The 24,550-nt window shown below is 54.6% G+C and carries 22 protein-coding genes and 1 other RNA gene; 16 read left to right on the forward strand and 7 right to left on the reverse strand.

Annotation, left to right across the window (positions count from 1 at the left end; all coding sequences use genetic code 11):
- Positions 1 to 18: 18 nt before the first annotated feature.
- The 5 genes from lon to ACQG0T_RS05045 all read left to right on the forward strand — a co-directional run bounded on the left by lon (position 19) and on the right by ACQG0T_RS05045 (position 5,965).
- Positions 19 to 2,373: an endopeptidase La gene (lon, locus tag ACQG0T_RS05025; protein WP_045327591.1), complete on the forward strand. Its 2,355-nt coding sequence runs from the start codon at positions 19 to 21 to the stop codon at positions 2,371 to 2,373.
- A 210-nt stretch (positions 2,374 to 2,583) separates the two neighbouring features.
- Positions 2,584 to 2,856 carry a nucleoid-associated protein HU-beta gene (gene hupB, locus ACQG0T_RS05030; RefSeq protein ID WP_002444653.1) on the forward strand — a complete coding sequence of 91 codons (273 nt, stop codon included), beginning with the start codon at positions 2,584 to 2,586 and terminating at the stop codon, positions 2,854 to 2,856.
- 212 nt (positions 2,857 to 3,068) lie between these two features.
- Positions 3,069 to 4,940: a peptidylprolyl isomerase gene (gene ppiD, locus ACQG0T_RS05035; RefSeq protein WP_017383192.1), complete on the forward strand. Its 1,872-nt coding sequence runs from the start codon at positions 3,069 to 3,071 to the stop codon at positions 4,938 to 4,940.
- Positions 4,941 to 5,088: 148 nt separating this feature from the next.
- Entirely contained in the window at positions 5,089 to 5,469 is a 381-nt protein-coding gene (locus ACQG0T_RS05040) for a helix-hairpin-helix domain-containing protein (RefSeq protein WP_017383193.1), read from the forward strand.
- Between the two features lie 97 nt (positions 5,470 to 5,566).
- Positions 5,567 to 5,965 carry a YbgC/FadM family acyl-CoA thioesterase gene (locus tag ACQG0T_RS05045; protein ID WP_017694410.1) on the forward strand — a complete coding sequence of 133 codons (399 nt, stop codon included), beginning with the start codon at positions 5,567 to 5,569 and terminating at the stop codon, positions 5,963 to 5,965.
- A 62-nt stretch (positions 5,966 to 6,027) separates the two neighbouring features.
- Here ACQG0T_RS05045 and queC read toward each other — a convergent pair whose 3' ends face one another.
- Positions 6,028 to 6,723, reverse strand: coding sequence for a 7-cyano-7-deazaguanine synthase QueC (gene queC, locus ACQG0T_RS05050; protein WP_163358747.1), 696 nt, complete (start codon positions 6,721 to 6,723; stop codon positions 6,028 to 6,030).
- Between the two features lie 66 nt (positions 6,724 to 6,789).
- A complete protein-coding gene (locus ACQG0T_RS05055; protein WP_163358748.1) occupies positions 6,790 to 8,490 on the reverse strand; it encodes an SgrR family transcriptional regulator in 1,701 nt (566 codons plus the stop codon).
- 101 nt (positions 8,491 to 8,591) lie between these two features.
- On the opposite strand from ACQG0T_RS05055, the gene cof reads away from it, so the two are divergent.
- Positions 8,592 to 9,410 carry an HMP-PP phosphatase gene (gene cof, locus ACQG0T_RS05060; RefSeq protein ID WP_017383195.1) on the forward strand — a complete coding sequence of 273 codons (819 nt, stop codon included), beginning with the start codon at positions 8,592 to 8,594 and terminating at the stop codon, positions 9,408 to 9,410.
- Positions 9,411 to 9,451: 41 nt separating this feature from the next.
- Here cof and ACQG0T_RS05065 read toward each other — a convergent pair whose 3' ends face one another.
- Complete coding sequence (locus ACQG0T_RS05065; protein WP_252051343.1) at positions 9,452 to 10,498, reverse strand: PLP-dependent cysteine synthase family protein; 1,047 nt, start codon at positions 10,496 to 10,498, stop codon at positions 9,452 to 9,454.
- A 115-nt stretch (positions 10,499 to 10,613) separates the two neighbouring features.
- On the opposite strand from ACQG0T_RS05065, the gene ACQG0T_RS05070 reads away from it, so the two are divergent.
- From ACQG0T_RS05070 to amtB, 5 genes are all read left to right on the forward strand, one after another.
- Complete coding sequence (locus tag ACQG0T_RS05070; RefSeq protein ID WP_015571267.1) at positions 10,614 to 11,072, forward strand: Lrp/AsnC family transcriptional regulator; 459 nt, start codon at positions 10,614 to 10,616, stop codon at positions 11,070 to 11,072.
- Between the two features lie 30 nt (positions 11,073 to 11,102).
- Complete coding sequence (locus tag ACQG0T_RS05075) at positions 11,103 to 12,857, forward strand: SmdA family multidrug ABC transporter permease/ATP-binding protein (RefSeq protein ID WP_252051341.1); 1,755 nt, start codon at positions 11,103 to 11,105, stop codon at positions 12,855 to 12,857.
- The gene (locus ACQG0T_RS05080; RefSeq protein ID WP_023296031.1) at positions 12,850 to 14,631 is read left to right on the forward strand and encodes a SmdB family multidrug efflux ABC transporter permease/ATP-binding protein; all 1,782 of its coding nucleotides are present in this window, start codon (positions 12,850 to 12,852) and stop codon (positions 14,629 to 14,631) included. The genes ACQG0T_RS05075 and ACQG0T_RS05080 overlap by 8 nt, the downstream gene beginning before the upstream one ends.
- A 211-nt stretch (positions 14,632 to 14,842) precedes the next feature.
- Complete coding sequence (gene glnK, locus ACQG0T_RS05085; RefSeq protein ID WP_006809867.1) at positions 14,843 to 15,181, forward strand: P-II family nitrogen regulator; 339 nt, start codon at positions 14,843 to 14,845, stop codon at positions 15,179 to 15,181.
- A 35-nt stretch (positions 15,182 to 15,216) separates the two neighbouring features.
- On the forward strand, positions 15,217 to 16,503 hold the full coding sequence (gene amtB, locus ACQG0T_RS05090; protein ID WP_015571265.1) for an ammonium transporter AmtB: 1,287 nt from the start codon (positions 15,217 to 15,219) through the stop codon (positions 16,501 to 16,503).
- A gap of 95 nt (positions 16,504 to 16,598) precedes the next feature.
- On the opposite strand, the gene tesB is transcribed toward amtB, so the two are convergent.
- Positions 16,599 to 17,459, reverse strand: coding sequence for an acyl-CoA thioesterase II (gene tesB, locus ACQG0T_RS05095; RefSeq protein WP_039271549.1), 861 nt, complete (start codon positions 17,457 to 17,459; stop codon positions 16,599 to 16,601).
- 203 nt (positions 17,460 to 17,662) lie between these two features.
- Between tesB and ACQG0T_RS05100 the strand changes: the two genes are divergently transcribed.
- Entirely contained in the window at positions 17,663 to 18,190 is a 528-nt protein-coding gene (locus ACQG0T_RS05100; RefSeq protein ID WP_023296032.1) for a YbaY family lipoprotein, read from the forward strand.
- A gap of 37 nt (positions 18,191 to 18,227) precedes the next feature.
- Here ACQG0T_RS05100 and ACQG0T_RS05105 read toward each other — a convergent pair whose 3' ends face one another.
- Positions 18,228 to 18,539, reverse strand: a complete 312-nt coding sequence (locus tag ACQG0T_RS05105) for an MGMT family protein (protein WP_003859016.1) — start codon at positions 18,537 to 18,539, stop codon at positions 18,228 to 18,230.
- A gap of 170 nt (positions 18,540 to 18,709) precedes the next feature.
- Here ACQG0T_RS05105 and ffs point away from each other — a divergent pair.
- Positions 18,710 to 18,806, forward strand: an RNA gene (gene ffs / locus ACQG0T_RS05110) — signal recognition particle sRNA small type.
- 121 nt (positions 18,807 to 18,927) lie between these two features.
- On the opposite strand, the gene ACQG0T_RS05115 is transcribed toward ffs, so the two are convergent.
- Complete coding sequence (locus ACQG0T_RS05115) at positions 18,928 to 21,414, reverse strand: BsuBI/PstI family type II restriction endonuclease (RefSeq protein ID WP_271040580.1); 2,487 nt, start codon at positions 21,412 to 21,414, stop codon at positions 18,928 to 18,930.
- 422 nt (positions 21,415 to 21,836) lie between these two features.
- On the opposite strand from ACQG0T_RS05115, the gene ACQG0T_RS05120 reads away from it, so the two are divergent.
- Positions 21,837 to 22,088, forward strand: coding sequence for a hypothetical protein (locus tag ACQG0T_RS05120; RefSeq protein ID WP_006809862.1), 252 nt, complete (start codon positions 21,837 to 21,839; stop codon positions 22,086 to 22,088).
- Positions 22,085 to 22,300, forward strand: a complete 216-nt coding sequence (locus ACQG0T_RS05125; protein WP_047718599.1) for a hypothetical protein — start codon at positions 22,085 to 22,087, stop codon at positions 22,298 to 22,300. The genes ACQG0T_RS05120 and ACQG0T_RS05125 overlap by 4 nt, the downstream gene beginning before the upstream one ends.
- A 70-nt stretch (positions 22,301 to 22,370) precedes the next feature.
- Here the strand turns inward: ACQG0T_RS05125 and ACQG0T_RS05130 are convergent, their stop codons facing one another.
- Positions 22,371 to 23,792, reverse strand: a complete 1,422-nt coding sequence (locus ACQG0T_RS05130; protein WP_252051337.1) for a PLP-dependent aminotransferase family protein — start codon at positions 23,790 to 23,792, stop codon at positions 22,371 to 22,373.
- An 84-nt stretch (positions 23,793 to 23,876) separates the two neighbouring features.
- Here ACQG0T_RS05130 and ACQG0T_RS05135 point away from each other — a divergent pair, with 84 nt between their 5' ends.
- Positions 23,877 to 24,488, forward strand: a complete 612-nt coding sequence (locus tag ACQG0T_RS05135; protein WP_015571261.1) for a YczE/YyaS/YitT family protein — start codon at positions 23,877 to 23,879, stop codon at positions 24,486 to 24,488.
- The last annotated feature ends 62 nt before the right edge of the window (positions 24,489 to 24,550 follow it).

Below are 24,550 nucleotides of genomic sequence, written 5' to 3' on the forward strand. Positions count from 1 at the left end.
AAACTAAGAGAGAGCTCTATGAATCCTGAGCGTTCTGAACGCATTGAAATCCCCGTATTGCCGTTGCGCGATGTGGTGGTTTATCCGCACATGGTCATACCCTTATTTGTAGGGCGGGAAAAATCTATCCGTTGCCTCGAAGCCGCCATGGATCATGATAAAAAAATCATGTTGGTCGCGCAGAAGGAAGCATCAACGGATGAGCCGGGTGTAAACGATCTTTTCACCGTCGGGACCGTGGCCTCTATTTTGCAGATGCTGAAGCTGCCAGACGGCACCGTGAAGGTGCTGGTGGAAGGCTTACAGCGTGCGCGTATTACCACTCTGTCAGACGATGGCGAGCACTTCTCTGCGAAGGCAGAGTACCTTGATTCACCGGAACTTGATGAGCGCGAACAGGAAGTGCTGGTACGCACCGCGATCAGCCAGTTCGAAGGCTACATCAAGCTGAATAAGAAAATCCCACCTGAAGTGCTGACGTCGCTGAACAGCATCGACGATCCTGCACGTCTGGCGGATACCATCGCTGCGCACATGCCGCTGAAGCTGGCTGACAAACAGTCCGTGCTGGAAATGTCCGACGTTAACGAACGTCTGGAATACCTGATGGCGATGATGGAGTCTGAGATCGATCTGCTCCAGGTTGAGAAGCGCATTCGCAACCGCGTCAAAAAGCAGATGGAAAAATCGCAGCGTGAGTACTATCTGAACGAGCAAATGAAAGCCATTCAGAAAGAGCTCGGCGAGATGGACGATGCGCCGGATGAAAACGAAGCGCTGAAGCGTAAGATCGACGCGGCGAAGATGCCGAAAGAGGCGAAAGAGAAAGCCGAAGCTGAGTTGCAGAAGCTGAAAATGATGTCTCCGATGTCGGCAGAGGCGACCGTCGTGCGCGGCTATATTGAGTGGATGGTGCAGGTTCCGTGGAATGCCCGCAGCAAGGTCAAAAAAGACCTGCGTCAGGCGCAGGAAATCCTCGATACCGACCACTACGGCCTGGAACGCGTGAAAGACCGCATTCTTGAGTACCTCGCGGTACAAAGCCGTGTGAACAAAATCAAAGGCCCAATCCTGTGCCTGGTAGGGCCTCCAGGCGTGGGTAAAACCTCTCTGGGCCAGTCCATCGCCAAAGCGACCGGACGTAAGTATATCCGTATGGCGCTGGGCGGGGTACGCGATGAAGCGGAAATCCGCGGCCATCGTCGCACCTATATCGGTTCCATGCCGGGCAAGCTGATCCAGAAGATGGCGAAAGTGGGGGTTAAAAACCCGCTGTTCCTACTCGATGAGATCGACAAAATGTCTTCGGACATGCGTGGCGATCCGGCGTCGGCGCTGCTGGAAGTGCTTGATCCAGAACAGAACGTGGCGTTCAGCGATCACTACCTTGAAGTGGACTACGACCTGAGCGATGTGATGTTCGTGGCGACCTCCAACTCCATGAACATTCCGGCCCCGCTGCTGGACCGTATGGAAGTGATCCGTCTCTCCGGTTATACCGAAGATGAGAAGCTGAACATTGCTAAGCAGCACCTGCTGCCGAAACAGATTGAGCGTAACGCGCTGAAAGCCAACGAGCTGACCGTCGAGGACAGCGCGATTATTGGCATCATTCGCTATTACACCCGTGAAGCGGGCGTGCGTAGCCTTGAGCGTGAAATCTCCAAACTGTGTCGTAAAGCGGTGAAACAGCTGCTGCTGGATAAGAGCCTGAAACACATTGTGATTAACGGCGACAATCTGCATGCGTACCTTGGCGTTCAGCGCTTCGACTACGGTCGTGCAGACAACGAAAACCGCGTTGGTCAGGTGACCGGTCTGGCATGGACGGAAGTGGGCGGCGATCTGCTGACCATCGAAACCGCCTGTGTCCTGGGCAAAGGCAAGCTGACCTACACCGGTTCACTGGGTGAAGTGATGCAGGAGTCCATCCAGGCGGCGCTGACCGTGGTGCGCGCGCGTGCGGAAAAACTGGGTATCAACCCGGATTTCTACGAAAAACGCGACATTCACGTTCACGTGCCGGAAGGGGCGACGCCGAAAGATGGCCCAAGCGCGGGTATTGCCATGTGTACGGCGCTGGTTTCCTGCCTGACAGGGAACCCGGTTCGTGCTGATGTGGCAATGACCGGTGAAATTACGCTGCGTGGTCAGGTACTGCCTATCGGCGGGTTAAAAGAAAAACTGCTGGCGGCACACCGCGGTGGGATCAAAACCGTATTGATCCCTTACGAAAATAAACGCGATCTGGAAGAGATTCCGGACAACGTTATTGCCGATTTGCAGATCCATCCGGTGAAACGCATTGAGGAAGTTCTGACTCTCGCACTGCAAAATGAACCGTCCGGAATGCAGGTTGTAACCGCAAAATAGTGACCTCGCGCAAAGAGCGCCAATAAAAACAAGGCTGGTAAGTCATTTCGTACTTGCCAGCCTTTTTTTGTATAGCTAATTTAGATTGCTGATTGGGTTAGCCATCAACAACGGGTGTTGTAAGGTCATAGCAGGACTGATATAACTGCTGCGCGGTCGCGCTGTGAAGGATTCAGGTGCGATATAAATTATAAAGAGAGGAAGAGAACAGTGAATAAATCTCAACTGATTGACAAAATTGCTGCGGGTGCTGATATTTCTAAAGCTGCAGCGGGACGTGCTTTAGATGCTTTAATTGCTTCTGTTACTGAATCTCTGCAAGCTGGGGACGACGTTGCACTGGTAGGCTTCGGTACTTTTGCGGTTAAAGAGCGTGCAGCCCGTACTGGCCGCAACCCTCAGACCGGTAAAGAGATCACCATTGCTGCCGCTAAAGTGCCGGGTTTCCGTGCAGGTAAAGCGCTGAAAGACGCAGTAAACTGATTGCTCTCCCGCTCCAGGGAAGCTGAAAAGTACAAGGGCGCATCGTTTGATGTGCCTTTTTTGTTTGTCCAGACCTGATTTGTGCGAGTTTATGCGAGTTGTGGGCTGACAATTGCCCTGTTTTCTTGTCACAATACGCCTTTACGCGCGACGGTCAGGATTTTCCGTCAGCGTCAGGTAACCAGTCACCTACAGCGGAGTGTTGTTACACCATGATGGACAGCTTACGCACGGCTGCTAACAGTCTCGTGCTCAAGATTATTTTCGGTATCATTATCGTGTCGTTCATATTGACCGGTGTGAGTAGTTACCTCATCGGCGGTGGCGCGAACTACGCCGCAAAAGTGAATGGCCAGGAAATTAGCCGTGGGCAGTTCGAGAACGCTTTTGCTGGTGAACGTAACCGCATGCAGCAGCAACTGGGCGACCAATACTCTGAACTTGCAGCCAACGAAGGCTATATGAAAAACCTGCGTCAGCAGACGCTGAACCGCCTTATCGACGAAGCGCTGCTGGATCAGTACGCGAAAAGCCTCGGTCTGGGCATCAGCGATGAGCAGGTTAAAAAAGCCATCTTCTCGACGCAGGCTTTCCAGTCTAATGGGAAGTTCGACAACGCGCGTTACAACAGCATTGTTAACCAGATGGGTATGACGGCTGACCAGTACGCTCAGGCGCTGCGTAACCAGTTGACCACGCAACAGCTGATCAACGCGGTGGTGGGCACCGATTTCATGCTGAAAGGCGAAACTGAAGAGCTGGCGGCACTGGTGGCGCAGCAACGCGTGGTGCGTGAAGCGACGATTGATGTCAACGCACTGGCAGCGAAACAGCAGGTTAGCGACGCTGAAGTTAATGCTTACTACGAGCAAAACAAGAACAACTTCATCTCTCCGGAACAGTTCCGCGTAAGCTATATCAAGCTGGATGCAGCTGCGATGCAGGAAAACGCGACTGACGCCGAGATCCAGTCTTATTACGACCAGCATCAGGATCAGTTCACTCAGCCGCAGCGTAACCGTTACAGCGTGATCCAGACCAAAACGGAAGCAGAAGCGAAAGCCGTGCTGGACGAGCTGAACAAAGGCGCTGATTTCGCCACCTTAGCGAAAGCAAAATCCACCGACATTATTTCTGCCAAAAACGGCGGTGATATGGGCTGGCTGGAAGAGTCCACTACCCCGGACGAGCTGAAAAATGCAGGCCTGAAAGAGAAAGGCCAACTGTCTGGTGTAATCAAATCCTCCGTTGGTTTCCTGGTGGCGCGTCTGGACGATGTTGTGGCGGCGAAAACCAAGCCGCTGGCTGACGTTCGTGATGATATCGCTGCGAAAGTGAAGCAGGAGAAAGCGCTGGACGCCTTCTATGCTCTGCAACAGAAAGTGAGCGATGCCGCAAGCAACGACAACGAATCACTGGCGGGTGCTGAGCAGGCTGCTGGCGTTAAAGCGGTTGAGACGGGCTGGTTCAGCCACGAAAACCTGCCGGAAGAACTGAACTTCAAACCAGTTTCAGATGCCATTTTCAATGGTGGTCTGGTCGGTGAGAACGGTACGCCGGGCAGCAACTCAGACATCATTACCGTTGACGGTGACCGTGCGTTCGTACTGCGCGTCAGCGAGCACAAAGCCGAGGCAGTGAAGCCCCTGGCGGAAGTGAAAGATCAGGTGGTGGCGCTGGTCAAACACAACAAAGCGGCACAGCAGGCAAAACTGGATGCAGAGAAAATTCTGGCCGATCTGAAAGCCGGTAAGAACGATGCGCTGAAAGCGGCTGGCCTGAGCTTTGGCGAAGCAAAAACGCTGAGCCGTACCGGTCAGGATCCTGTCAGCCAGGCGGCGTTTGGCCTGAGCCTGCCGGCGAAAGACAAACCTGTCTTTGGCACCACGACCGATATGCAGGGTAACGTGGTGCTTCTGGCGCTGGATGAAGTAAAAGCCGGTACGCTGCCAGACGCGCAGAAGAAGGCCATGGTTCAGGGAATTACCCAGAACAATGCCCAGATTGCTTTCGAAGCGATGATGAGCAACCTGCGTAAAGAAGCCAAAATCAAACTGGGTGATGTGGTCACTCAGGAGCAATAATTACGTATCTGCTCGCAGATTTTCGTAACGCTCTGCAAAAACTAAAGGCCGCTTTCGCGGCCTTTTCCATTTCTGCAATCTGTTGTTTGTCCCTGTTTTCCCGTGCGGTTATCGTGGCGTGGCTGTCAACAAACAAGGAGAAAACAGCATGAAATGTGGAATCAAAGCACTGTTAATTACACTGGCTATTGCCACTTCCGGGATGAGTGCGGGCGCGCTGGCGGCGTCCCCCTCGGTTAAAGCGCAGGCTGCACAAAACCAGGCCGATGCAACGTCACAAGGTCATGTTAAAGCCAACGCGACGGCCAGCACGAAAGCCATTGAGGACGAGGGTACGCGGGTCAGTATCAATACTGCCTCTGCGGACGATCTTGCTCGCGTTATGAATGGTGTGGGTCTAAAAAAAGCGCAGGCCATCGTCAGCTATCGTGAAGAGTATGGCCCTTTCAAAACCCTTGACGATCTCAAGCAGGTGCCGGGTATGGGCAGCGCGCTGGTTGAGCGCAATCTCGCACACCTGACGCTGTAATCGCGTAATCACTTGCACTGCGGCAAAAATTTGCCAGGATAAAGAGGTCATACCAGTTATGACCTCTGAACCTATAACAACGAAAGGCTATTGCGCTATGCAGACACAAATCAAAGTCCGTGGTTATCACCTCGATGTTTACCAGCACGTCAATAACGCCCGCTACCTTGAATTTCTTGAAGAGGCGCGCTGGGACGGCCTGGAGAACAGCGAAAGCTTCCAGTGGCTGACCGCACACAACATCGCGTTTGTGGTCGTCAATATCAACATTAACTACCGCCGCCCGGCTGTGCTGGGGGATGTGCTCACCGTGACCAGTGAGGTCCAACAACTGAATGGCAAAAGTGGTGTATTGAGCCAGGTCGTTACGCTGGAGCCAGAAGGGCAGGTGGTGGCCGATGCGCTGATCACCTTTGTCTGTATCGATCTCAAAACCCAGAAAGCGTTGCCGCTGGAAGGGGAGTTGCGCGAAAAGCTGGAGCTGATGATCGCGTAAGAAATGTTCAGGAATAACTGTGCTGTCGACACTTACTGTTCGACAGCACGGTCAGGTAGCCCTTATTTCAGCCCGGTCTTTTTCTGCATTGCGCCCATCACGCCCGTTTTATCCGCAAGATAATGATTCAGACCGTTCGCGCGCAGGTTACAGGCGGCACACTGCCCGCAGCCGTCCCCTTTAATGCCGTTGTAGCAGGTCAGGGTCTCGTTGCGAACGACATCCAGCTTGCCCCAGTAGTCGGCCAGCGCCCAGGTTTCAGCCTTATCCAGCCACATCAGCGGCGTTTCGAAGCGGGTCTCTTTTGCCATTCCCAGATCGACGGCGTGATTGAGTGCTTTCACGAATTCATCCCGGCAGTCCGGGTAGCCAGAGAAGTCGGTCTCACACACGCCCGTGATCACCGCTTCGGCTTTCACCTGGTAGGCATAGATCGCCGTCAGGGTCAGGAAGAGAATGTTGCGGCCCGGTACGAAGGTGTTCGGAATGCCGCTGGCATCCGGTTCGTAATCAGGCACCGGAATGCTGTCGCGGGTGAGGCTGCTGACGGCCAGTTCATTTAACAGCGTCACGTCCAGCACTTTATGAGCGCGGGCGCCCAGTTTGAGGGCCAGTTCACGAGCGACATCGATTTCAGCGCGATGACGCTGACCATAATCAAAAGTGACGCAGTGCACTTCATCATACTGGTGAAGCGCCTGAATCAGGCAGGTGGTGGAATCTTGTCCTCCGCTGAACACGACGACGGCACGTTTCATAGATCATCTCGACAGTTACAGTAAAAGCGTCATGTTAACGCCTGGCTAAAGCGGCGACCAGCTTCTTCACGCGTTTGGGGGAGGAAGCCAGGCTTCGGTGAAGTCAAACCAGCCGCGAGTGTTAAGGCGTATGCCGTTGACGCCCGGAGGCGCGCTGATTTGATACTGGTAGTTAAAGAGCGGCGTCAGGACGGCTGTCTCCATTAACCGGCTGAAGATAGCCTGAAGTCCTGCGTGTCGGTCACGTTCGTCGGCCTGCGTCTGCACCGCATCCAGCGTGGCCTGCAAATGGGCGTATGCCGGTGCGCTCAGCAGATGCGGCCAGAGCGCATCGCAGCGGAGCCACTGCTCAAGCGTGTACGCTGGCGCTTCGCCAATCAGTCTGTCTCCCATCATGATGTCTGCATCGGCAAGCTGCTGGCACCCGTCCCACGTTTTGGCGTCGTGAAAGATGACGGTCAGTTCACAACCCTGCCGCGCAAGGTATGCTTTTAACTGGCTGGCCATGGTGTGAAGCTCAACCGGCAGGTGGTAGACGAGCGTCAATGCCTCTGGCAGCGCAACGTCGGTTAAATCAGGCCATTGGGGGATCGCCCAGCCGGGAAGCAGTTCCTCGGTAGGGGTGATGAGCCCTTCGTTCAGGGGAAGCGTGTGCAGCAGCGTTGAGAGATGAATGATATTAATCAGCCGCTTTGCCTGAAGTTCGCTCAGACGCGGGCTCTGTTTCAGCGTGAGGTAGCAGAAACCCAGACTGGTGCTGTTACTCACCAGCCGCAGGCTGGCCAGCTCGTCGGCCTCGCCAATGGCGATTTGCACCGGGTGGCGACAGCTGGTGCCCAGACTGTAGTCAAAAAGCTGGGGCGTGATCCAGTACTCGATAGCCTTAAGCAACGGATGGCCAAGGTGATACTGCTCGTGGCTTTCCAGACGCACCAGTTCAGGCTCAAAAACGCTCAGCCGGAAGGGACCGCTACCCACCACGGGGTAATCGGGATGCGCCAGACGGCTACAGTAGGTTGCCAGCCTGTGCGCCAGCCAGTAGTCAGGTTGATGGAGAATAAACGTCAGGCACTGCGGATGCGTGGTTTCGATACGTAAGACGCTGCGGAAAAGCGTGCCCAAGCCGGGCTGCGATAACAGCGCCGTCAGGCTTTGCCGGAGCTGTGCCGTCTCTATTTTATCGCCGTTATGCCAGTGCAGGGTGGAGCGAATGTAGAAATGCCAGCGCAGGCCGTCAGCGGAGACTTCCCAGTGATGCGCCAGATCGCCCGTGGGTTCACTGCTGTTACCATTAAAACGCGTCAAACCAGAGAATACCTGTCCCGCCAGATGCTGCTCCGCCCGGCCAGGGAGAAACCCCGGCTGAAGCGGCTCCAGCGAGCGATAGTAGGGAATACGCAGCGTCGGCGTATCGTTCTGCCACTGCCCGCCCATAAACGGATGCAGCAGCGATCGCAAATCTTCAGGCGCGAGCTGGGCCAGCTCCAGCGCGTTGTGCTGCTGTCCACTTTTCAGGGCCTCTTCCATCATCGTATTACGCAACGAATCCGGGGTGACGTGAAAGCGTAATTCCCCACGCTTACCTCGTCCGGAGCGGGCGTGCCAGCTTAGCCAGCCCGCCTCCTGCGCCTGGCGCAGCAGGGTGCGAACATGTCGCTCGCTGCAAAAGCAGCGGCTGGCAAGTTCACTGATGGTAACCTGCTGCGGTGCGCCGGCGGAGGGGTGCCACAGACGCTGATACTGGTTAAGACGATTAAGCTGGCGCATGAAAAACCCGGAACAATAATTATCATCTATTCACTATTACTTCCGTATATCTCACGTAATACTGATGCACAAGTTAACCGCATCACATTTCGGGAGTAATTATGGCTCGGCTCGCTGCATTTGATATGGACGGCACGCTGTTAATGCCGGATCACCGTTTAGGGGAGAAAACCCTGAACACACTTAAGCGCCTGCGCGAGCGTGAAGTCACCCTGACGTTTGCCACTGGTCGTCATGTTCTCGAGATGCGCCATCTGCTGGGAACATTTGCCCTCGATGCGTTCCTGATCACCGGCAACGGGACGCGCATTCACTCCGTCGACGGCAATATGCTGCACCGTCAGGATCTGAATCCGGAAGTGGCGGACATTGTCCTGCACAGCACCTGGGATACGCAGGCCAGCGTGCATGTTTTTAATGATGAAGGCTGGTTTACCGGGCGTGAGATCCCGGCCTTGCTGCACGCTCACGTTTACAGCGGCTTTAAATATCAGCTTATCGATTTGCGCCGCATTCCAGCACACAAGGTGACCAAGATCTGCTTCTGTGGCGATCACGACGATCTCTGCCGCCTGCGTATTCAACTAAACGAGGCGCTGGGCGACCGGGCGCACCTGACCTTCTCGGCGGTGGACTGCCTTGAAGTGCTGCCGGTGGGCTGTAACAAAGGATCTGCGCTGGCGGTGCTGAGCGATCATCTGGGGCTGACGATGCAGGACTGTATGGCCTTTGGTGACGCCATGAACGACCACGAGATGCTGAGCAGCGTGGGTCGTGGACTGATTATGGGGAACGCGATGCCGCAACTTATCGCCGCGCTCCCGCATTTACCGGTTATCGGACACTGTCGTAACGAAGCGGTGTCCCATTTTTTGACGCATTGGCTGGACAAAAATAACCTCCCATATTCCCCCGAATAGTGAGACCCTTCCAGCAAGCCAGGCTAAAGCCTGGCTTTTTTTTATTTCACCAGCTGCGAAATCTGCGCTTTCCACGGTTCTACATCGCCAATAGTTGCCTGCACCCATTCTGCGTTGTAATAGGTGTCCAGGTAGCGCTCCCCGCTGTCACACAGCAGCGTGACGACAGAGCCGGTACGGCCTTCTTCGCGCATCCTCGCGGCCAGCTGTAGCGCGCCCCACATATTGGTGCCGGTGGAAGCCCCGACTTTACGGCCAAGCTGTGTCTCCAGCCAGTGCGCCGTCGCGACGCTGGCGGCGTCCGGCACGCGGAGCATCTCATCCACAACGTCCGGAATGAACGAGGGTTCGACGCGCGGGCGACCAATCCCTTCGATCTTGCTCCCCACGGGGCTGCGCAGGCTGGCATCGCGGGATTGCCAGTAATCGAGGAACACCGAGTTTTGCGGGTCAACCACCATCAGCTGCGTATCATAACCCTGACAGCGGATATAACGTCCGATGGTGGCGGAGGTTCCGCCCGTGCCCGCGCTCATGACAATGTAAGAGGGAATAGGATGCGGCTCGTGGGTCATCTGGCGGAAAATGCTGTCCGCAATGTTATTATTGCCGCGCCAGTCGGTGGCGCGCTCGGCGAAGGTGAACTGGTCCATATAGTGACCATTCAGTTCGCGGGCCAGCATTTCGGAGGCCGCATAGATTTCGCAGGCGCTTTCCACAAAGTGGCAGCGTCCGCCGTAAAATTCGATCTGTTCGACTTTACGTTTCGCCGTGCAGGAGGGCATCACGGCGATAAACGGGAGGCCCAGCAGGCGGGCAAAGTAGGCTTCGGAGACGGCAGTTGATCCGGACGACGATTCAATAATCGTGGTGCCTTCTTTAATCCAGCCGTTACATAAACCGTATAAAAAGAGTGAACGCGCCAGGCGATGCTTCAGGCTGCCGGTAGGATGGGTGCTTTCATCCTTCAGGTAAAGCTGAATGCCGGGAAATCCAGGCAGAGGCAGGCGGATCAAGTGGGTGTCTGCCGAGCGCTGATAGTCGGCATTTATTTCGCTGATGGCATGTTTAACCCAGGTGCTATTCATCGTAGTTATCCGTTTGTCATTTTGTGCCCAGCATAGCGAAAAGCACAGAAAAAATTGTTGCTATCTGACCTTTAAAATAGAATGTAAGGAGAATAATTTTCTCTTCGAGGTGGCTATGTTAGATAAAATTGATCGTAAGCTGCTTTCTTTGCTGCAAAGCGACTGCACCCTCTCTTTGCAGGCGCTGGCAGATGCCGTTAATCTGACCACCACACCGTGCTGGAAGCGCCTCAAGAAGCTGGAAGATGATGGCATTCTGCTGGGACGCGTGGCGTTGCTGGATCCCGAAAAACTGGGGCTTGGACTGACCGCCTTCGTCCTGATAAAAACGCAGCATCACAGTAGCGAATGGTACTGCCGCTTCGTCACCCAGGTTTCCGACATGCCCGAAGTGCTCGGCTTCTGGCGCATGGCGGGGGAATACGACTATCTGATGCGCGTTCAGGTGGCAGACATGAAGCGCTACGATGATTTCTACAAGCGGCTGGTCAATAGCGTACCAGGCTTGTCCGATGTCACCTCCAGTTTCGCCATGGAACAGATTAAATACACCACAGCATTACCCATTGAATAACTTCTTAAAATACCTTCAGGAAAAGACCGCGTGCGATTATTTGCCCAATTAAGCTGGTACTTTCGTCGGGAGTGGCAACGCTACCTCGGCGCGGTGGCCCTGCTTATTATCATTGCCATTCTGCAACTAATCCCGCCCAAAGTGGTGGGTTACGTCGTGGATGGCGTTACGGAACAACATTACACCGCCGCACGGGTGATGATGTGGGGCGGTACGCTGGTGCTGACGGCCGTGGTGGTTTACCTGCTGCGTTATGTCTGGCGCGTGCTGCTGTTCGGCGCGTCCTATCAGCTTGCCGTTGAGCTGCGCGAGGAATTTTACCGCCAGCTGAGCCGCCAGCACCCTGAGTTTTATCTGCGTCACCGTACCGGGGATCTCATCGCCCGCGCCACTAACGATGTAGACCGCGTGGTGTTTGCCGCCGGTGAAGGGGTGCTAACGCTGGTGGATTCCCTGGTGATGGGCTGTGCGGTACTGATTGTGATGTCTACGCAAATTAGCTGGGAGCTCACGCTGCTGGCGCTGCTGCCGATGCCGCTGATGGCGCTGGCAATTAACCGCTACGGCGAGCAGCTCCATGAACGCTTTAAGCTGGCGCAGGCGGCGTTCTCGTCGCTGAACGATCGCACCCAGGAGAGCATGACCAGCATCCGCATGATCAAAGCGTTTGGTCTGGAAGACCGCCAGTCCGCGCTGTTTGCCGCCGACGCCGCCGATACCGGCGCGAAAAACATGCGCGTGGCGCGTATTGATGCCCGTTTCGATCCAACAATTTATGTTGCGATTGGCATGGCGAACCTGCTGGCGGTGGGCGGCGGCAGCTGGATGGTGGTGCGAGGCACGATGACTCTCGGGCAGTTAACCAGCTTTGCGATGTACCTTGGGTTGATGATCTGGCCGATGCTGGCGCTGGCCTGGATGTTTAATATCGTTGAACGCGGGAGCGCCGCTTACAGCCGTATTCGCGCCATGCTGGCGGAAGTGCCGGTCGTGAACGATGGCAGCGAGCCGGTACCGGAAGGTCCGGGTATTCTGAAGGCGGATATCCGCGCCTTTCTCTACCCGCAAACGGAACATCCGGTGCTTGAGAACGTCAGTTTCACGCTGCGTCCCGGTCAGATGCTGGGCATCTGTGGCCCGACGGGTTCCGGTAAAAGCACCATTCTGTCACTGATTCAGCGTCATTTTGACGTGAGCGAAGGTGATATCCGTTTCCACGACGTCCCTCTGCCACGTCTGCTGCTGGATGACTGGCGCAGCCGCCTGGCAGTCGTCAGCCAGACGCCGTTTTTGTTTTCAGACACCATTGCCAACAATATCGCGCTCGGGTGCCCGACGGCGACACAGGACCAGATCGAGCACGTGGCGCGCCTGGCCAGCGTCCACGAGGATATTTTACGCCTGCCGCAGGGCTACGACACGGAAGTGGGGGAGCGGGGCGTTATGCTCTCCGGCGGACAAAAACAGCGTATCTCTATTGCCCGCGCGCTGCTGCTGGACGCTGAGATCCTGATACTGGATGATGCGCTGTCCGCAGTTGACGGGCGTACTGAACATCAAATTCTGCATAACCTTCGCCAGTGGGGGGAGGGGCGCACGGTCATCATCAGCGCGCACCGTCTGTCGGCCCTAACCGAAGCCAGTGAAATTCTGGTGCTTCAGCATGGGCATATTGCTCAGCGTGGTCAGCATGAGCAGCTCGCCGGGCAGACCGGATGGTATCGGGATATGTACCGCTATCAACAGCTTGAAGCCGCGCTGGATGAGGAGGTCGCCGATGCGTAAGTTTGGACAGATGTGGCCGACTTTAAAACGGCTGCTGGCCTATGGCTCACCGTGGCGCAAACCGCTTTCCATCGCCGTGCTGTTGCTGTGGATCGCCGCGATAGCGGAGGTGACCGGTCCGCTGCTTATCAGTTATTTCATCGACAATATGGTGGCGAAAAACTATCTGCCGCTGGGGCTGGTGGCGGGGCTGGGCGTGGCGTATGTCGGCCTACAGCTGACGGCGGCGGGGCTGCACTATGCGCAGTCGCTGCTGTTTAACCGGGCCGCCGTGGGCGTGGTCCAGCAGCTTCGCACGGATGTGATGGATGCCGCGCTGCGCCAGCCGCTGAGCGAGTTTGATACTCAGCCGGTCGGGCAGGTTATTTCGCGCGTCACCAATGACACCGAGGTGATCCGCGACCTCTATGTAACCGTTGTCGCAACGGTTCTGCGCAGTGCCGCGTTAATTGGCGCGATGCTGGTGGCGATGTTCAGCCTGGACTGGCGTATGGCGCTGGTGGCGATCGCTATTTTCCCGGCGGTGCTGATTGTGATGGTAATTTACCAGCGCTACAGCACGCCGATTGTTCGTCGCGTGCGCGCTTACCTCGCAGATATCAATGATGGCTTCAACGAAGTGATCAACGGCATGAGCGTTATCCAGCAGTTTCGCCAGCAGGCGCGTTTTGGCGAGCGAATGGGAGAAGCCAGCCGCTCGCACTATATGGCGCGGATGCAGACGTTACGGCTGGATGGCTTCCTGTTACGCCCGCTGCTGAGCCTCTTCTCTGCGCTGGTGCTGTGCGGGCTGTTGATGCTGTTTGGCCTGACGACGCGCGGAACCATCGAGGTGGGGGTACTGTACGCATTTATCAGCTACCTTGGACGCCTTAACGAACCGCTGATTGAACTCACCACGCAGCAATCGATGCTGCAACAGGCAGTGGTCGCGGGCGAACGTGTATTCGAGCTGATGGACAGGCCGCGTCAGACCTATGGCGATGACGAACGCCCGCTGGAAAGTGGATCCATAGCGTTTGATCATGTCTCGTTTGCCTACCGCGACGACCAGCTTGTCTTGCAGGATATCAACCTCGAGGTACCGTCGCGCGGTTTTGTCGCCCTGGTTGGGCATACCGGCAGCGGCAAAAGCACGCTCGCCAGTTTGCTGATGGGCTACTATCCGTTGACGCAAGGGGAGATCCGTCTGGACGGACGGCCGCTTGCCGCGCTTAGCCACAACGCGTTACGTAAGGGCGTCGCGATGGTGCAGCAGGATCCGGTGGTACTGGCGGATACCTTTTATGCCAACGTGACGCTGGGACGACCTTTCACGCCTGAGCAGGTATGGGAGGTGCTGGAAACGGTGCAGCTTGCGGATCTGGCGCGCGGGTTAAGCGAGGGGATCCATACCCGGCTGGGTGAGCAGGGCAATAATCTCTCGGTCGGGCAAAAGCAACTTCTTGCGCTGGCGCGCGTGCTGATTGAGACGCCACAGGTGTTAATTCTGGATGAAGCGACCGCAAGCATTGACTCCGGTACCGAGCAGGCGATCCAGCAGGCGCTGGCTGCCGTGCGGGATCGCACTACGCTGGTGGTAATCGCCCACCGCCTCTCAACGATCGTCGATGCCGATACCATTCTGGTGTTGCACCGTGGCCAGGCCGTTGAACGGGGGACGCACAGAGCGCTGCTTGAGGCAAAAGGACGCTACTGGCAGATGTATCAGTTGCAGCTGGCAGGCGACGAACTGGCCGCCAGCGAGCGCGAGGAAGAGTCACTCAGCGCCTGATGCACCATAACAAGGCAATGCGCTAACAGACTTAACCGTTGGTGCAAAACTGAAACGCACCCTGCACTGCCATGGTGCGTTTTTTTTCGCCTCTTCCCGGCGCATCCGCGCCGCGGCGCTTTCCTCCTCACCTTTCACTTCTGGCACACCCTTTGCAATATCCCTTTCGTGTTAGCTGCGGCCATTACCGAATTCTGACTGGAGGGGATATATGAAGCTGGTTACGGTGGTAATCAAACCATTCAAACTCGAAGACGTGCGTGAAGCGCTGTCTTCCATGGGTATTCAGGGACTGACTGTCACCGAAGTGAAAGGCTTTGGGCGTCAGAAAGGTCATGCCGAGCTTTATCGCGGGGCGGAATACAGCGTTAACTTCCTGCCAAAAGTGAAGATTGATGTGGCGATTGCCGACGATCAGCTTGATGAGGTGATTGATGTCGTCAGCAAAGCAGCCTACACCGGAAAAATTGGCGACGGTAAAATTTTCGTTGCCGAACTACAGCGCGTCATTCGCATCCGTACCGGCGAATCTGACGAAGCGGCGTTGTAAGTAACTCCTGGCACACAGTGATAGGGATCGAGAAAATGAAGAAAGCAACAATGAAAACAGGTCTGGGTTCGCTGGCACTGCTGCCGGGCCTGGCAATGGCTGCACCTGCTGTGGCAGACAAAGCCGATAACGCCTTTATGATGATTTGCACCGCGCTGGTGCTGTTCATGACGATTCCGGGGATCGCGCTGTTTTACGGCGGCTTGATCCGCGGCAAGAACGTACTCTCCATGCTGACGCAGGTTGCCGTCACGTTCGCGCTGGTATGTGTGCTGTGGGTGGTTTACGGTTACTCGCTGGCCTTCGGGGAGGGCAACGCCTTCTTCGGCAACGTTAACTGGGCGATGCTGAAAAATATCGAACTGACCGCGGTGATGGGTAGTTTTTATCAGTATATTCATGTCGCGTTCCAGGGCTCATTCGCCTGCATCACCGTGGGGCTGATTGTGGGTGCGCTGGCTGAGCGTATCCGCTTCTCTGCGGTACTGATTTTCGTGGTGGTCTGGCTGACGCTCTCCTATATCCCGATTGCGCATATGGTCTGGGGAGGTGGTCTGTTGGCTTCCCATGGCGCGCTGGACTTTGCGGGCGGTACCGTTGTGCACATCAACGCCGCGGTAGCAGGTCTGGTAGGCGCATACCTGATTGGTAAGCGCGTGGGCTTCGGGAAGGAAGCATTTAAGCCGCACAATCTGCCGATGGTCTTTACCGGCACCGCCATCCTCTATTTTGGCTGGTTCGGCTTCAACGCAGGTTCAGCCAGCGCCGCTAACGAAATCGCCGCGCTGGCCTTCGTGAATACCGTTGTGGCAACCGCCGGCGCTATCCTCTCATGGGTATTTGGCGAGTGGGCTGTTCGCGGCAAGCCATCGCTGCTGGGTGCCTGTTCCGGGGCGATTGCCGGTCTGGTAGGTATTACACCAGCGTGCGGTTACGTGGGCGTGGGCGGTGCGCTGCTGATCGGTATCGTCGCAGGACTGGCGGGGCTGTGGGGCGTTACCGCATTGAAACGTGTTCTGCGCGTTGACGATCCGTGTGATGTATTCGGCGTACACGGTGTGTGCGGCATCGTCGGCTGTATCATGACCGGTATCTTTGCTGCCCAATCTCTGGGCGGAGTAGGTTACGCAGAAGGCGTGACCATGATGCATCAGGTGCTGGTACAGCTGGAAAGCATCGCGATCACCGTTGTCTGGTCCGGTGTTGTGGCCTTTATCGGTTACAAGTTGGCTGATATGACCGTTGGGCTGCGCGTGCCGGAAGAGCAGGAGCGCGAAGGCCTGGACGTCAACAGCCACGGCGAGAATGCCTATAACGCATAATTTGAGTGCCTTGCCGGGCGGCGGCTTCGCCTTACCCGGCCTGAAAAAGCACAATTCGCAGGCCCGGTGAGCGCAGCGCCACCGGGCTTTTTACATCACCCGCGATTACGCATCACACCTTCCTGCACGGTAGAAGCCACCAGCACGCCATCCTGAGTGTAAAACTCCCCGCGTACAAAGCCGCGCGCGCTGGACGCAGAGGTACTTTCCACGCTGTAAAGCAGCCATTCGTTCATATCGAATGGACGGTGGAACCACATGGAATGGTCAATTGTGGCTACCTGCATCCCTTTTTCGAGGAAGCCCACACCGTGCGGCTGTAGCGCAACCGGCAGGAAGTTGAAATCCGACGCATACCCCAGCAGGTACTGATGCACGCGTAAATCTGCGGGTACGCTGCCGTTGGCGCGGATCCACACCTGGCGGGCGGGCTCAGCGGTATGCCCCTTCATTGGGTTATGAAATTCGACCGGGCGGATCTCCAGCGGTTTATCGCACAGAAACTTCTCTTTTACCTGCGGCGGCAGCAGATGCGCGAGAGCGCGGGCAATTTCGGTTTCCGATTTCAGATCGTCCGGCGACGGGGCAGACGGCATCTTTTTTTGATGCTCATAGCCCGGCTCTGGCGCCTGGAACGAGGCGGTCATGTAGAAGATGGGTTTGCCATGCTGGATGGCCGCCACGCGACGGGCGCTGAAGCTTTGACCGTCACGCAGAACTTCCACGTCGTAAACAATCGGTTTAGCGCTGTCACCGGGGCGTAAAAAGTAGCTGTGAAACGAGTGCACCAGACGGTCTGCCGGGACGGTCTCCCTGGCGGCATACAGCGCTTGCCCCACGACCTGGCCGCCAAAAACCTGGCGTAAGCCTAAATCTTCGCTCTGTCCGCGAAATAGCCCTTCTTCTATTTTTTCCAGGTTCAGTAATGTCAGCAGATTGTTCAGTGCCTGACTCATAGTGGTCCTCAATAAACGCCGTGGCGAAAGATACGCTGAGTATAACCCAGAAATGAAAGTGGTCCGATGGGTAGAATAATCTTAATATCCGGACGAAATTAGGCATAAATCCGTGATTTGTGCCACACTTGTATTCGTTATGTGAATAAAACGACATCAGATGGGATCGATCCCGCTGGTGCATTGATGATAAGGAGACTTCAATGAAACTCGTGCCTATGCTCAGTGGTGTAGCAATTGCGGTAGCGTTGTCCGCCTGTGCTGGTAAGAGTGCCGATGTACCGGTGCCAACAGCAAGCGCAAACGGGATTAACACCCTTTCACAGCAAGCTATTCAGCAGCCAAATGTTTCCGGTACGATCTGGATCAAACAGAAGGTTGCGCTGCCGCCGGATGCGGTTTTAACGGTCACGCTGTCTGATGCTTCCCTGGCGGATGCGCCGTCCAAAGTGCTTGCGCAGCGCGCGGTTCGTACAGAGGGTAAACAGGCGCCGTTCAGCTTTGTGCTGCCGTATAACCCGTCTGACGTGCAACCCAATGCGCGTATCCTCCTGAGCGCGGCGGTAACGATCAACGATAAGCTGGTCTTTATCACCGATACCGTGCAGGAAGCGGTCAACAAAGGCGGCACCAAAATCGACCTGACCCTGGTACCGGTGCAGCAAACTGAAGTACCTGTTGCAACGCAGACCAATCAGCCGACTCTGCCTACACCGCCAACACAGCTGTAATTCTCTTTCGCCCTCTCCATGTTGACGGGAGAGGGCGTCAGTACTCCCAGCGATACTTCTGCATATCAATTTGTCCTGCCCCGGACACCTGCACCCCTTCTGAAAGTAAAGCCTGACGCTGGCGCTGCAAGTCTGGCCCGGTGAGGGAAATGGCGCCATGGCGATTGACGACCCGGTGCCACGGTAACGTGCTTCCTTCCGGTAGCCTCCTCAGCACGCCGCCTACCTGACGCGCCGCGCGCGGAGAACCCGCCAGCCGGGCAACTTCCCCATAGGTCGTGACACAGCCTTCCGGGATCGAGGCTACGATTTGCCACACTCGCTGTGGGAAAGTGTCATGTTCGTCCATTGTTTCTCCTGCGGGAAATCAGCGAAGGGTAATGTTATACGAAGATAAAGAAGATTGTCGGGGCAGTTTGCGCAATAATCCAGCATCCGGTTGCCAGCGGCTTGCAATTGAGGTGCTCCACAGGGATAATGCGCCAGCGCGTTGGTTATCAACGCTCTCAATGGGGGCTCTGTTGGTTCTCCCGCAACGCTACTCTGTTCACCAGGTCAGGTCCGGAAGGAAGCAGCCAGGGCAGACGACGTGGGTGCCGGGATGTAGCTGGCAGGGCCCCCACCCATTTGAGCTTACGCTAAGTCGTATAGATTAAAACCTCATCTCTTTGCCAACAATCATTCTGATATAGAGCCGATTATATCCGGCTCCCTTAATCGAAGATGACGTTTTCGGTTTAAGTATGGGGTCCAAGGAATCGATCGCCGTTCAGGTGGATCATATGGGTTGGAGCATCAGCTACCCAGACCTCTGTTTCCCAGGATAATTCCATCAGATATTTTGCCATCACTTTCCGGTCAGGGAAGGCTGTAACGTATACCAATCCGGGTTTAGCAGAAGCAAATAATTTTGCTAACTCACCGTGACGCTTTCCATCGACGGGCCCGTGGGAAGTAACTGATTTAATTAAAAGTAACCAGTTGCGTTTTTGCCAATAAAGAACAACATCGGGCAGTTTACCTTTTCGATCAACATTTACTCCCAGTTCCGCAAGTCGGTCTTTTCTAAAATGATCTTCCTTCGCGCCAGTATCTCCGATGTAAATAACTTCTGCTTCAGGAGCGAAACGAGGACCAAACTCAACGATGATATCCTTGATGAGCTGGCTATGCGCACCGGGGCTTAATTCTAATTCAGTACCGTCATTCAGCTTTAATGGCACCATTTCCATTTTTCGCGCCATGGCATACTGCTCAACTAAGGTCGGTACGTTGCCCATATGTTCTTTAAGCGCTGTTTCCCATTTGGCAGAACCATAGTTTAATAACACGGTATGCAGTTCAGGCGCTATCTGATAGCAAGCTTTAGGGGAGTTAACGGGGCGTTCGGGTTTATCCGGATTGTATATAGCTATTCCGCCATCACAAAACTGATGGAGCGTTTGTCGACGAAAGGTTTCACGCGTGTTTGGGGCGTACTCTTTTCCGTAAACGTCTCTACACCAATCCATGATCGGTGTCACACCCAACATTGGGCGTTCAATTTTCTCCCACTCGCCATCAGGATGAAGATCAAGCAATGCGAGCAAAGTTAAAGCCGAACGCTCGTTTATTTGAGCACGAGGCATTCCAAGTTGACGCAACACATCAAGAGCTTGCTCTATTTTTTCCTGCGCTTTCAACGGGTCAGCGATTTTTCCTTTCGTCATAAGATCTAACTCCCTGTTAATAATTTCGTCAATTTGGTACTGTTTAAGCACTTCATCATCGAACTCACTACCCATTTTTCGCAATACTTGCATTGATGGATAATGAATTGATCTTAAATCAGAGGCATTTACCTGAGTATGCCCACCAAACTGACGGTAATACTTATCCAGCAACGTGCAGTTCAGATAGACATAAAGCCCGCGGGCGAGATCCGCATCCATACCCTTCTTCTGAATATGGAAGACATTGGTTTTATTATCGAAACCGATCAACTCGCCAGGAAGTGAGGAGTCATATAATGTTGCGACAATGCGACGCTTTTCCTCTTTACTGCTAAATCTTTTTAAAATCAGGAAGTAGCCCTGGTTTTTCCATAACCAGGGACGTGATGATTCGGAAACCCTAATTGCATTAGGTTTTTTCCCATCAAGGGGCCAATTCACTTTGCCGTTCAAATGCTGAGGAAAAAGTAGCGGCACTGACCCGGAATCCATTCTTTCTCTGAGGTCATTTTTAAGGCGAAAGTCAACTACCGGCCCAGTACTAACCTGAACATTAAGCTCGTCCAAAGTTGTTGTAAAAGGGGATAATCTCTCGATTATGTCCTGTTCTCTGGGACTTGCAGCGATATGAATGAACTTTTGTTTGTCTGCTGGGTTAACTATTTTGTCTATCGACACCTTGCGCTGCGTCATATCGGTGGCCGTGATTTGCCCGGATTCTTCATCAAGATGAAAATCTGACGTTGGGCTGGAGGTGATAATAACCTGCCCCTGCGGAACGCCTTTAACACAGTGAATGATGATATTTTCTTGAAGTACTTCATCCTCAGCAAATGCCGCATTACGGGAGTCGAAAATGTGGATGTGCTTGATGGACGTTTCAGAGAGTAAAAGCTCGCGGAAAGGCTGATAGTAAGGGCCATTACAGAAAGAGCGTGGAATAATCGCCACTAACTCTCCTCCCTTTTTCAGCTGTTTCAAAGCTAACGCCACAAACCCAGAGTATAGGTTGACCGTTTCTATGCCTGCATTGCGTAAAGAGGCCCGGTGAGCGCTCGACGAGAGAATTTTTTTATAAGGGGGATTCATAATCACATGGCTATAAGTCCCTGGCTCTTCACTGGTCGAAATATTTTTAGCCAGACTTGCCTCAAGTATGTAATCTACCTTACTAATTTTATGGGTTAATTTTCCATTTGCAGCCTCATCACAGGCTTTCAGTGTCTTGCTAAGATACGGAAGCATCACTTCTGCAATGTCGATGGCGTCGAGCTCCATCTTGTCGACATCAAGGCGCAACGCTCGTTCTACGAACGCCGCAGAGAGCGACCCCACTCCGCAGCCTGGATCGAGTAGCTTGATGTCACCTTTTATGTCGTCAAACAGGCTTGCCATGAACAGACAAATCGGAGCCGGGGTCATAAACTGACCGAGTGCAGATTTTGTCTTTGGATTTAACAGCTTATTCGCTTCTTTTCTATGCTGATCAGCCAGTTCCAACAAGCGCATCATATTTCCACTAGGTAACAAAAAAGTTCAAATTGCATACTGCTCCTGTGTCATCCGGAACAATATTAAGAGTCAGAATGCTTCACATGCCGACAATGTTACTACAAACAGAGCAGCGATCAGGATATCTTTAGTCCGTCAAAGGCCGCTTTGCCGATCGCCAGCCTAGCCTGCGCCACCGCTAATGGTAAACCCAGCGTCAACAGTCCGTAGCTGTTCAACGGTTGCTTTACCGATTCTGCTATCCTGGCGTGTAATACAGACTTCATTTAACTGAAATAATAATGTCATAAACCTGTAATAATAGACTGTCATTTTATTTTTCGATGCCTTTATTCTGTCATAAGCTAAAAAATATATATCTGGATAACAAACTTATCTTCGTGTATTAAATTAAACACGTGTTCCGAAAGGATGTGACAATCATGGTTACTGCGGTTTTAAACGTTAAAATTGATGAAGCGCTAAAAGAAAGACTTCGCCACTATGCGGAAGACAATAATGAGAATTTAAGCGTGACCACAGAGAAACTGCTGCTGCTGGCATTTGAAGCAGTAGAAGAGGCGGGAGTATCGGAAGAGGATGTTGATAATCAGCATACGGAAGAAGAGAGCGTAACTCCATTTACTCCTAAAGAAATCAAAGCACTACGTAAACTTCTGAAGAAGAGAAAATGAAACAACAACTAACGACTGCCAGTGACTACAACGAGGCCTGCAATCTGTTACGTTCCGGCTACGTGAAACATGTTCGTCTTGGCTGGAATGTAGGAAGTGATGAGTTCTTTCGTATTGCGTCTGACTGGTGTGATACCGGTGCAAAAATAAAGAAAGAAGGGGATAATTTCATTATTTCGCTGAAAGGCTTCCCGATTCCACCTCAACATTAAGTTGTTCTTCATGAAAACTGCTGACTGCATGCGATACAGTCAGCAGTTTTTATTGTTTCTGGCGAATAATTTACACCAGGCTCCGTTTTACTGGCGCTACACTTTTATTTAATGCACGCCACAGCGGTTTGATCCGCAATAATGCCTCTTCAAGTTCTGGTGAACTGAGTGAGAAGGGCATACGCAGGTAGCGGTCAAACGCGCCTGATAGTCCAAAACGCGTGCCGGTGCCCATAATGATGCCTGTCGTTTCGGCGCGTGCCGCCAGCTGTGTCGCCAGCATGCCGGGTAATTCAATCCAGTATGAAAGCCCTCCCTCCGCTTCCTGAAACCGCCATTCGGGGAAATGTTCCCGCAGCATCTGGCCGCAGCGGTCGCGCCGTTCTGCCAGCATTTGCCGCCGGGCAGGCAGGAAGGTTGCACTGTTTTCGATAAGCCACAGCGTGGCCAGCTGTTCCAGCACCGGAGAGCCCAGATCCAGCGTGTCGCGCGTTTGCGCGAGGGTGGCGATAGTGCGTGACGAGGCGCGGATCCAGCCGAGACGCAGCCCACCCCAGAAGCTTTTACCTGCGGAACCCAGCGTCATCACCGTGGCCTCCGGGTTAAAGGCGGCCAGCGGCGGCGGCGGGGGAACATCGAACCAGAGATCGACCATGGTTTCATCCACCACCAGCGTGGTGCGGGTCTGCGCGGCGATGTCGGTTATGGTCTGGCGCGTCACGGCATCCATGCAACGTCCGGTCGGATTATGAAAATCCGGCATCAGATAGGCCAGACGCGGGGCGGTCTGGGCAAGCGTTGCGGCAAAACCGTCGGTATCCCAGCCCGTTTCAGGCAGCGAGACGCCCACGGGCCGGCATAGCGCCCCCTGAATAGCGGCTATCGCCAGCGGGTAGGTGGGATGATCCACCACCACGCGATCCCCGGGACCGGTCATCATTCTTAAGATCAGGGCGAAGCCGCTGACGGCGCCGTTCACCACCATCACTTCGTCTGCCCGGGTGGGCAGACCGCGTGCGGTGTAGCGGGCGGCGATAGCTTCACGCAGCACCGGAAGCCCAAGCTGATCGTACCCGGTCAGCGCCAGATTCGGCGTGATGGCCGTCAGCGCGTGGGCGTAGGCCTGGTGGATCTCTGGCCCCGCGTTGAGTGCGGCGGTTGAGAGATCCAGCGCCGCGCTGGCAGTAGAAAGCGTGGGCACGGCGCGGCTGTCTGGCAGGATCGCCCGCGAACCGCTGCCGTGACGGCTCTCCAGATAACCCTCTTCCCGCAGATGCGCCAGCGCGCTGCTGATGGTGGTGCGACTTACGCTCAGAGCGGCGGCCAGTTCCCGCTCTCCGGGCAGGCGCGTGTTTAACGCCAGCCTGCCATCCAGAATTAACAGGCGTAACGCGTCAGCCAGCTGGCGCCACAGCGGGGTACGGGAAGAGGCTTGCTGCCAGTGCCCTAACAGGCGAACCAGAGACTGGCTACCAAAACGACGTGATGACATGTGCAGTCCACTATTTGAAAACTGGACATTAATCATAGTGCCATTTTCACCGAAGATGGAACCTGGTTCTTCGGAGAAGAGAAAATGGTACGTCGTCTGGTACAACTTTATGTCGGTTTAGGCCTGTACGGGCTTTCAACCGCGATGTTTATTCGTTCGGATCTGGGTGTCGACCCGTGGGATGTCTTTCACCTTGGCGTCGCCATCCAGACCGGGATGAGCATCGGCACGGTGATTATTTTAACCGGGGCCGCGGTGCTGCTGCTGTGGATCCCGCTGCGTCAGCTGCCGGGACTGGGTACTATCAGTAATGTGATTTGTATTGGTCTGGCGGCCGATGCGTCAATGGCGCTGATCCCTGAGCTCACCTCGCTGCCCGTGCGCATCACCCTGCTGGTTTCCGGCATTGTGGTTAACGCCCTTGCCACCGGGATGTATATCGGCGCGGGTTTTGGCGCAGGCCCGCGCGACGGTCTGATGACCGGCATACATGCCCGGCTGGGCTGGTCGATCCGCAGCGTGCGTACCGCGATCGAGGTGACCGTGTTGATCGTCGGCTACCTCCTCGGGGGAGCGTTTGGCGTTGGAACCGTACTGTATGCATTAACCATCGGCCCGCTGATCCAGCTCTGTTTGCCGTGGTTTCGTCAGGGACCGCGCATTCAGAAAGCCGCGCGGCCGGAGCGGATTGTTTAATTTTGCGAAGCGCTCACAGGCTATGATGGCGTAACTGTGTCAGAATAGAGACTTCTCTTTTT

Origin of the sequence: Enterobacter cloacae complex sp. 302F9, assembly GCF_050030335.1 — a bacterium.
GTDB classification, from domain to species: Bacteria; Pseudomonadota; Gammaproteobacteria; order Enterobacterales; family Enterobacteriaceae; genus Enterobacter; species Enterobacter hormaechei_C.

Bases quoted from the DNA above. Each gene is read 5' to 3' on its own strand.
- lon (WP_045327591.1), top strand. From the start codon at position 19: ATGAATCCTGAGCGTTCTGAACGCATTGAAATCCCCGTATTGCCGTTG.
- ppiD (WP_017383192.1), top strand. From the start codon at position 3,069: ATGATGGACAGCTTACGCACGGCTGCTAACAGTCTCGTGCTCAAGATT.
- ACQG0T_RS05040 (WP_017383193.1), top strand. From the start codon at position 5,089: ATGAAATGTGGAATCAAAGCACTGTTAATTACACTGGCTATTGCCACT.
- ACQG0T_RS05045 (WP_017694410.1), top strand. From the start codon at position 5,567: ATGCAGACACAAATCAAAGTCCGTGGTTATCACCTCGATGTTTACCAG.
- queC (WP_163358747.1), bottom strand. From the start codon at position 6,723: ATGAAACGTGCCGTCGTCGTGTTCAGCGGAGGACAAGATTCCACCACC.
- ACQG0T_RS05055 (WP_163358748.1), bottom strand. From the start codon at position 8,490: ATGCGCCAGCTTAATCGTCTTAACCAGTATCAGCGTCTGTGGCACCCC.
- cof (WP_017383195.1), top strand. From the start codon at position 8,592: ATGGCTCGGCTCGCTGCATTTGATATGGACGGCACGCTGTTAATGCCG.
- ACQG0T_RS05065 (WP_252051343.1), bottom strand. From the start codon at position 10,498: ATGAATAGCACCTGGGTTAAACATGCCATCAGCGAAATAAATGCCGAC.
- ACQG0T_RS05070 (WP_015571267.1), top strand. From the start codon at position 10,614: ATGTTAGATAAAATTGATCGTAAGCTGCTTTCTTTGCTGCAAAGCGAC.
- ACQG0T_RS05080 (WP_023296031.1), top strand. From the start codon at position 12,850: ATGCGTAAGTTTGGACAGATGTGGCCGACTTTAAAACGGCTGCTGGCC.
- glnK (WP_006809867.1), top strand. From the start codon at position 14,843: ATGAAGCTGGTTACGGTGGTAATCAAACCATTCAAACTCGAAGACGTG.
- amtB (WP_015571265.1), top strand. From the start codon at position 15,217: ATGAAGAAAGCAACAATGAAAACAGGTCTGGGTTCGCTGGCACTGCTG.
- tesB (WP_039271549.1), bottom strand. From the start codon at position 17,459: ATGAGTCAGGCACTGAACAATCTGCTGACATTACTGAACCTGGAAAAA.
- ACQG0T_RS05100 (WP_023296032.1), top strand. From the start codon at position 17,663: ATGAAACTCGTGCCTATGCTCAGTGGTGTAGCAATTGCGGTAGCGTTG.
- ACQG0T_RS05105 (WP_003859016.1), bottom strand. From the start codon at position 18,539: ATGGACGAACATGACACTTTCCCACAGCGAGTGTGGCAAATCGTAGCC.
- ACQG0T_RS05115 (WP_271040580.1), bottom strand. From the start codon at position 21,414: ATGATGCGCTTGTTGGAACTGGCTGATCAGCATAGAAAAGAAGCGAAT.
- ACQG0T_RS05120 (WP_006809862.1), top strand. From the start codon at position 21,837: ATGGTTACTGCGGTTTTAAACGTTAAAATTGATGAAGCGCTAAAAGAA.
- ACQG0T_RS05125 (WP_047718599.1), top strand. From the start codon at position 22,085: ATGAAACAACAACTAACGACTGCCAGTGACTACAACGAGGCCTGCAAT.
- ACQG0T_RS05130 (WP_252051337.1), bottom strand. From the start codon at position 23,792: ATGTCATCACGTCGTTTTGGTAGCCAGTCTCTGGTTCGCCTGTTAGGG.
- ACQG0T_RS05135 (WP_015571261.1), top strand. From the start codon at position 23,877: ATGGTACGTCGTCTGGTACAACTTTATGTCGGTTTAGGCCTGTACGGG.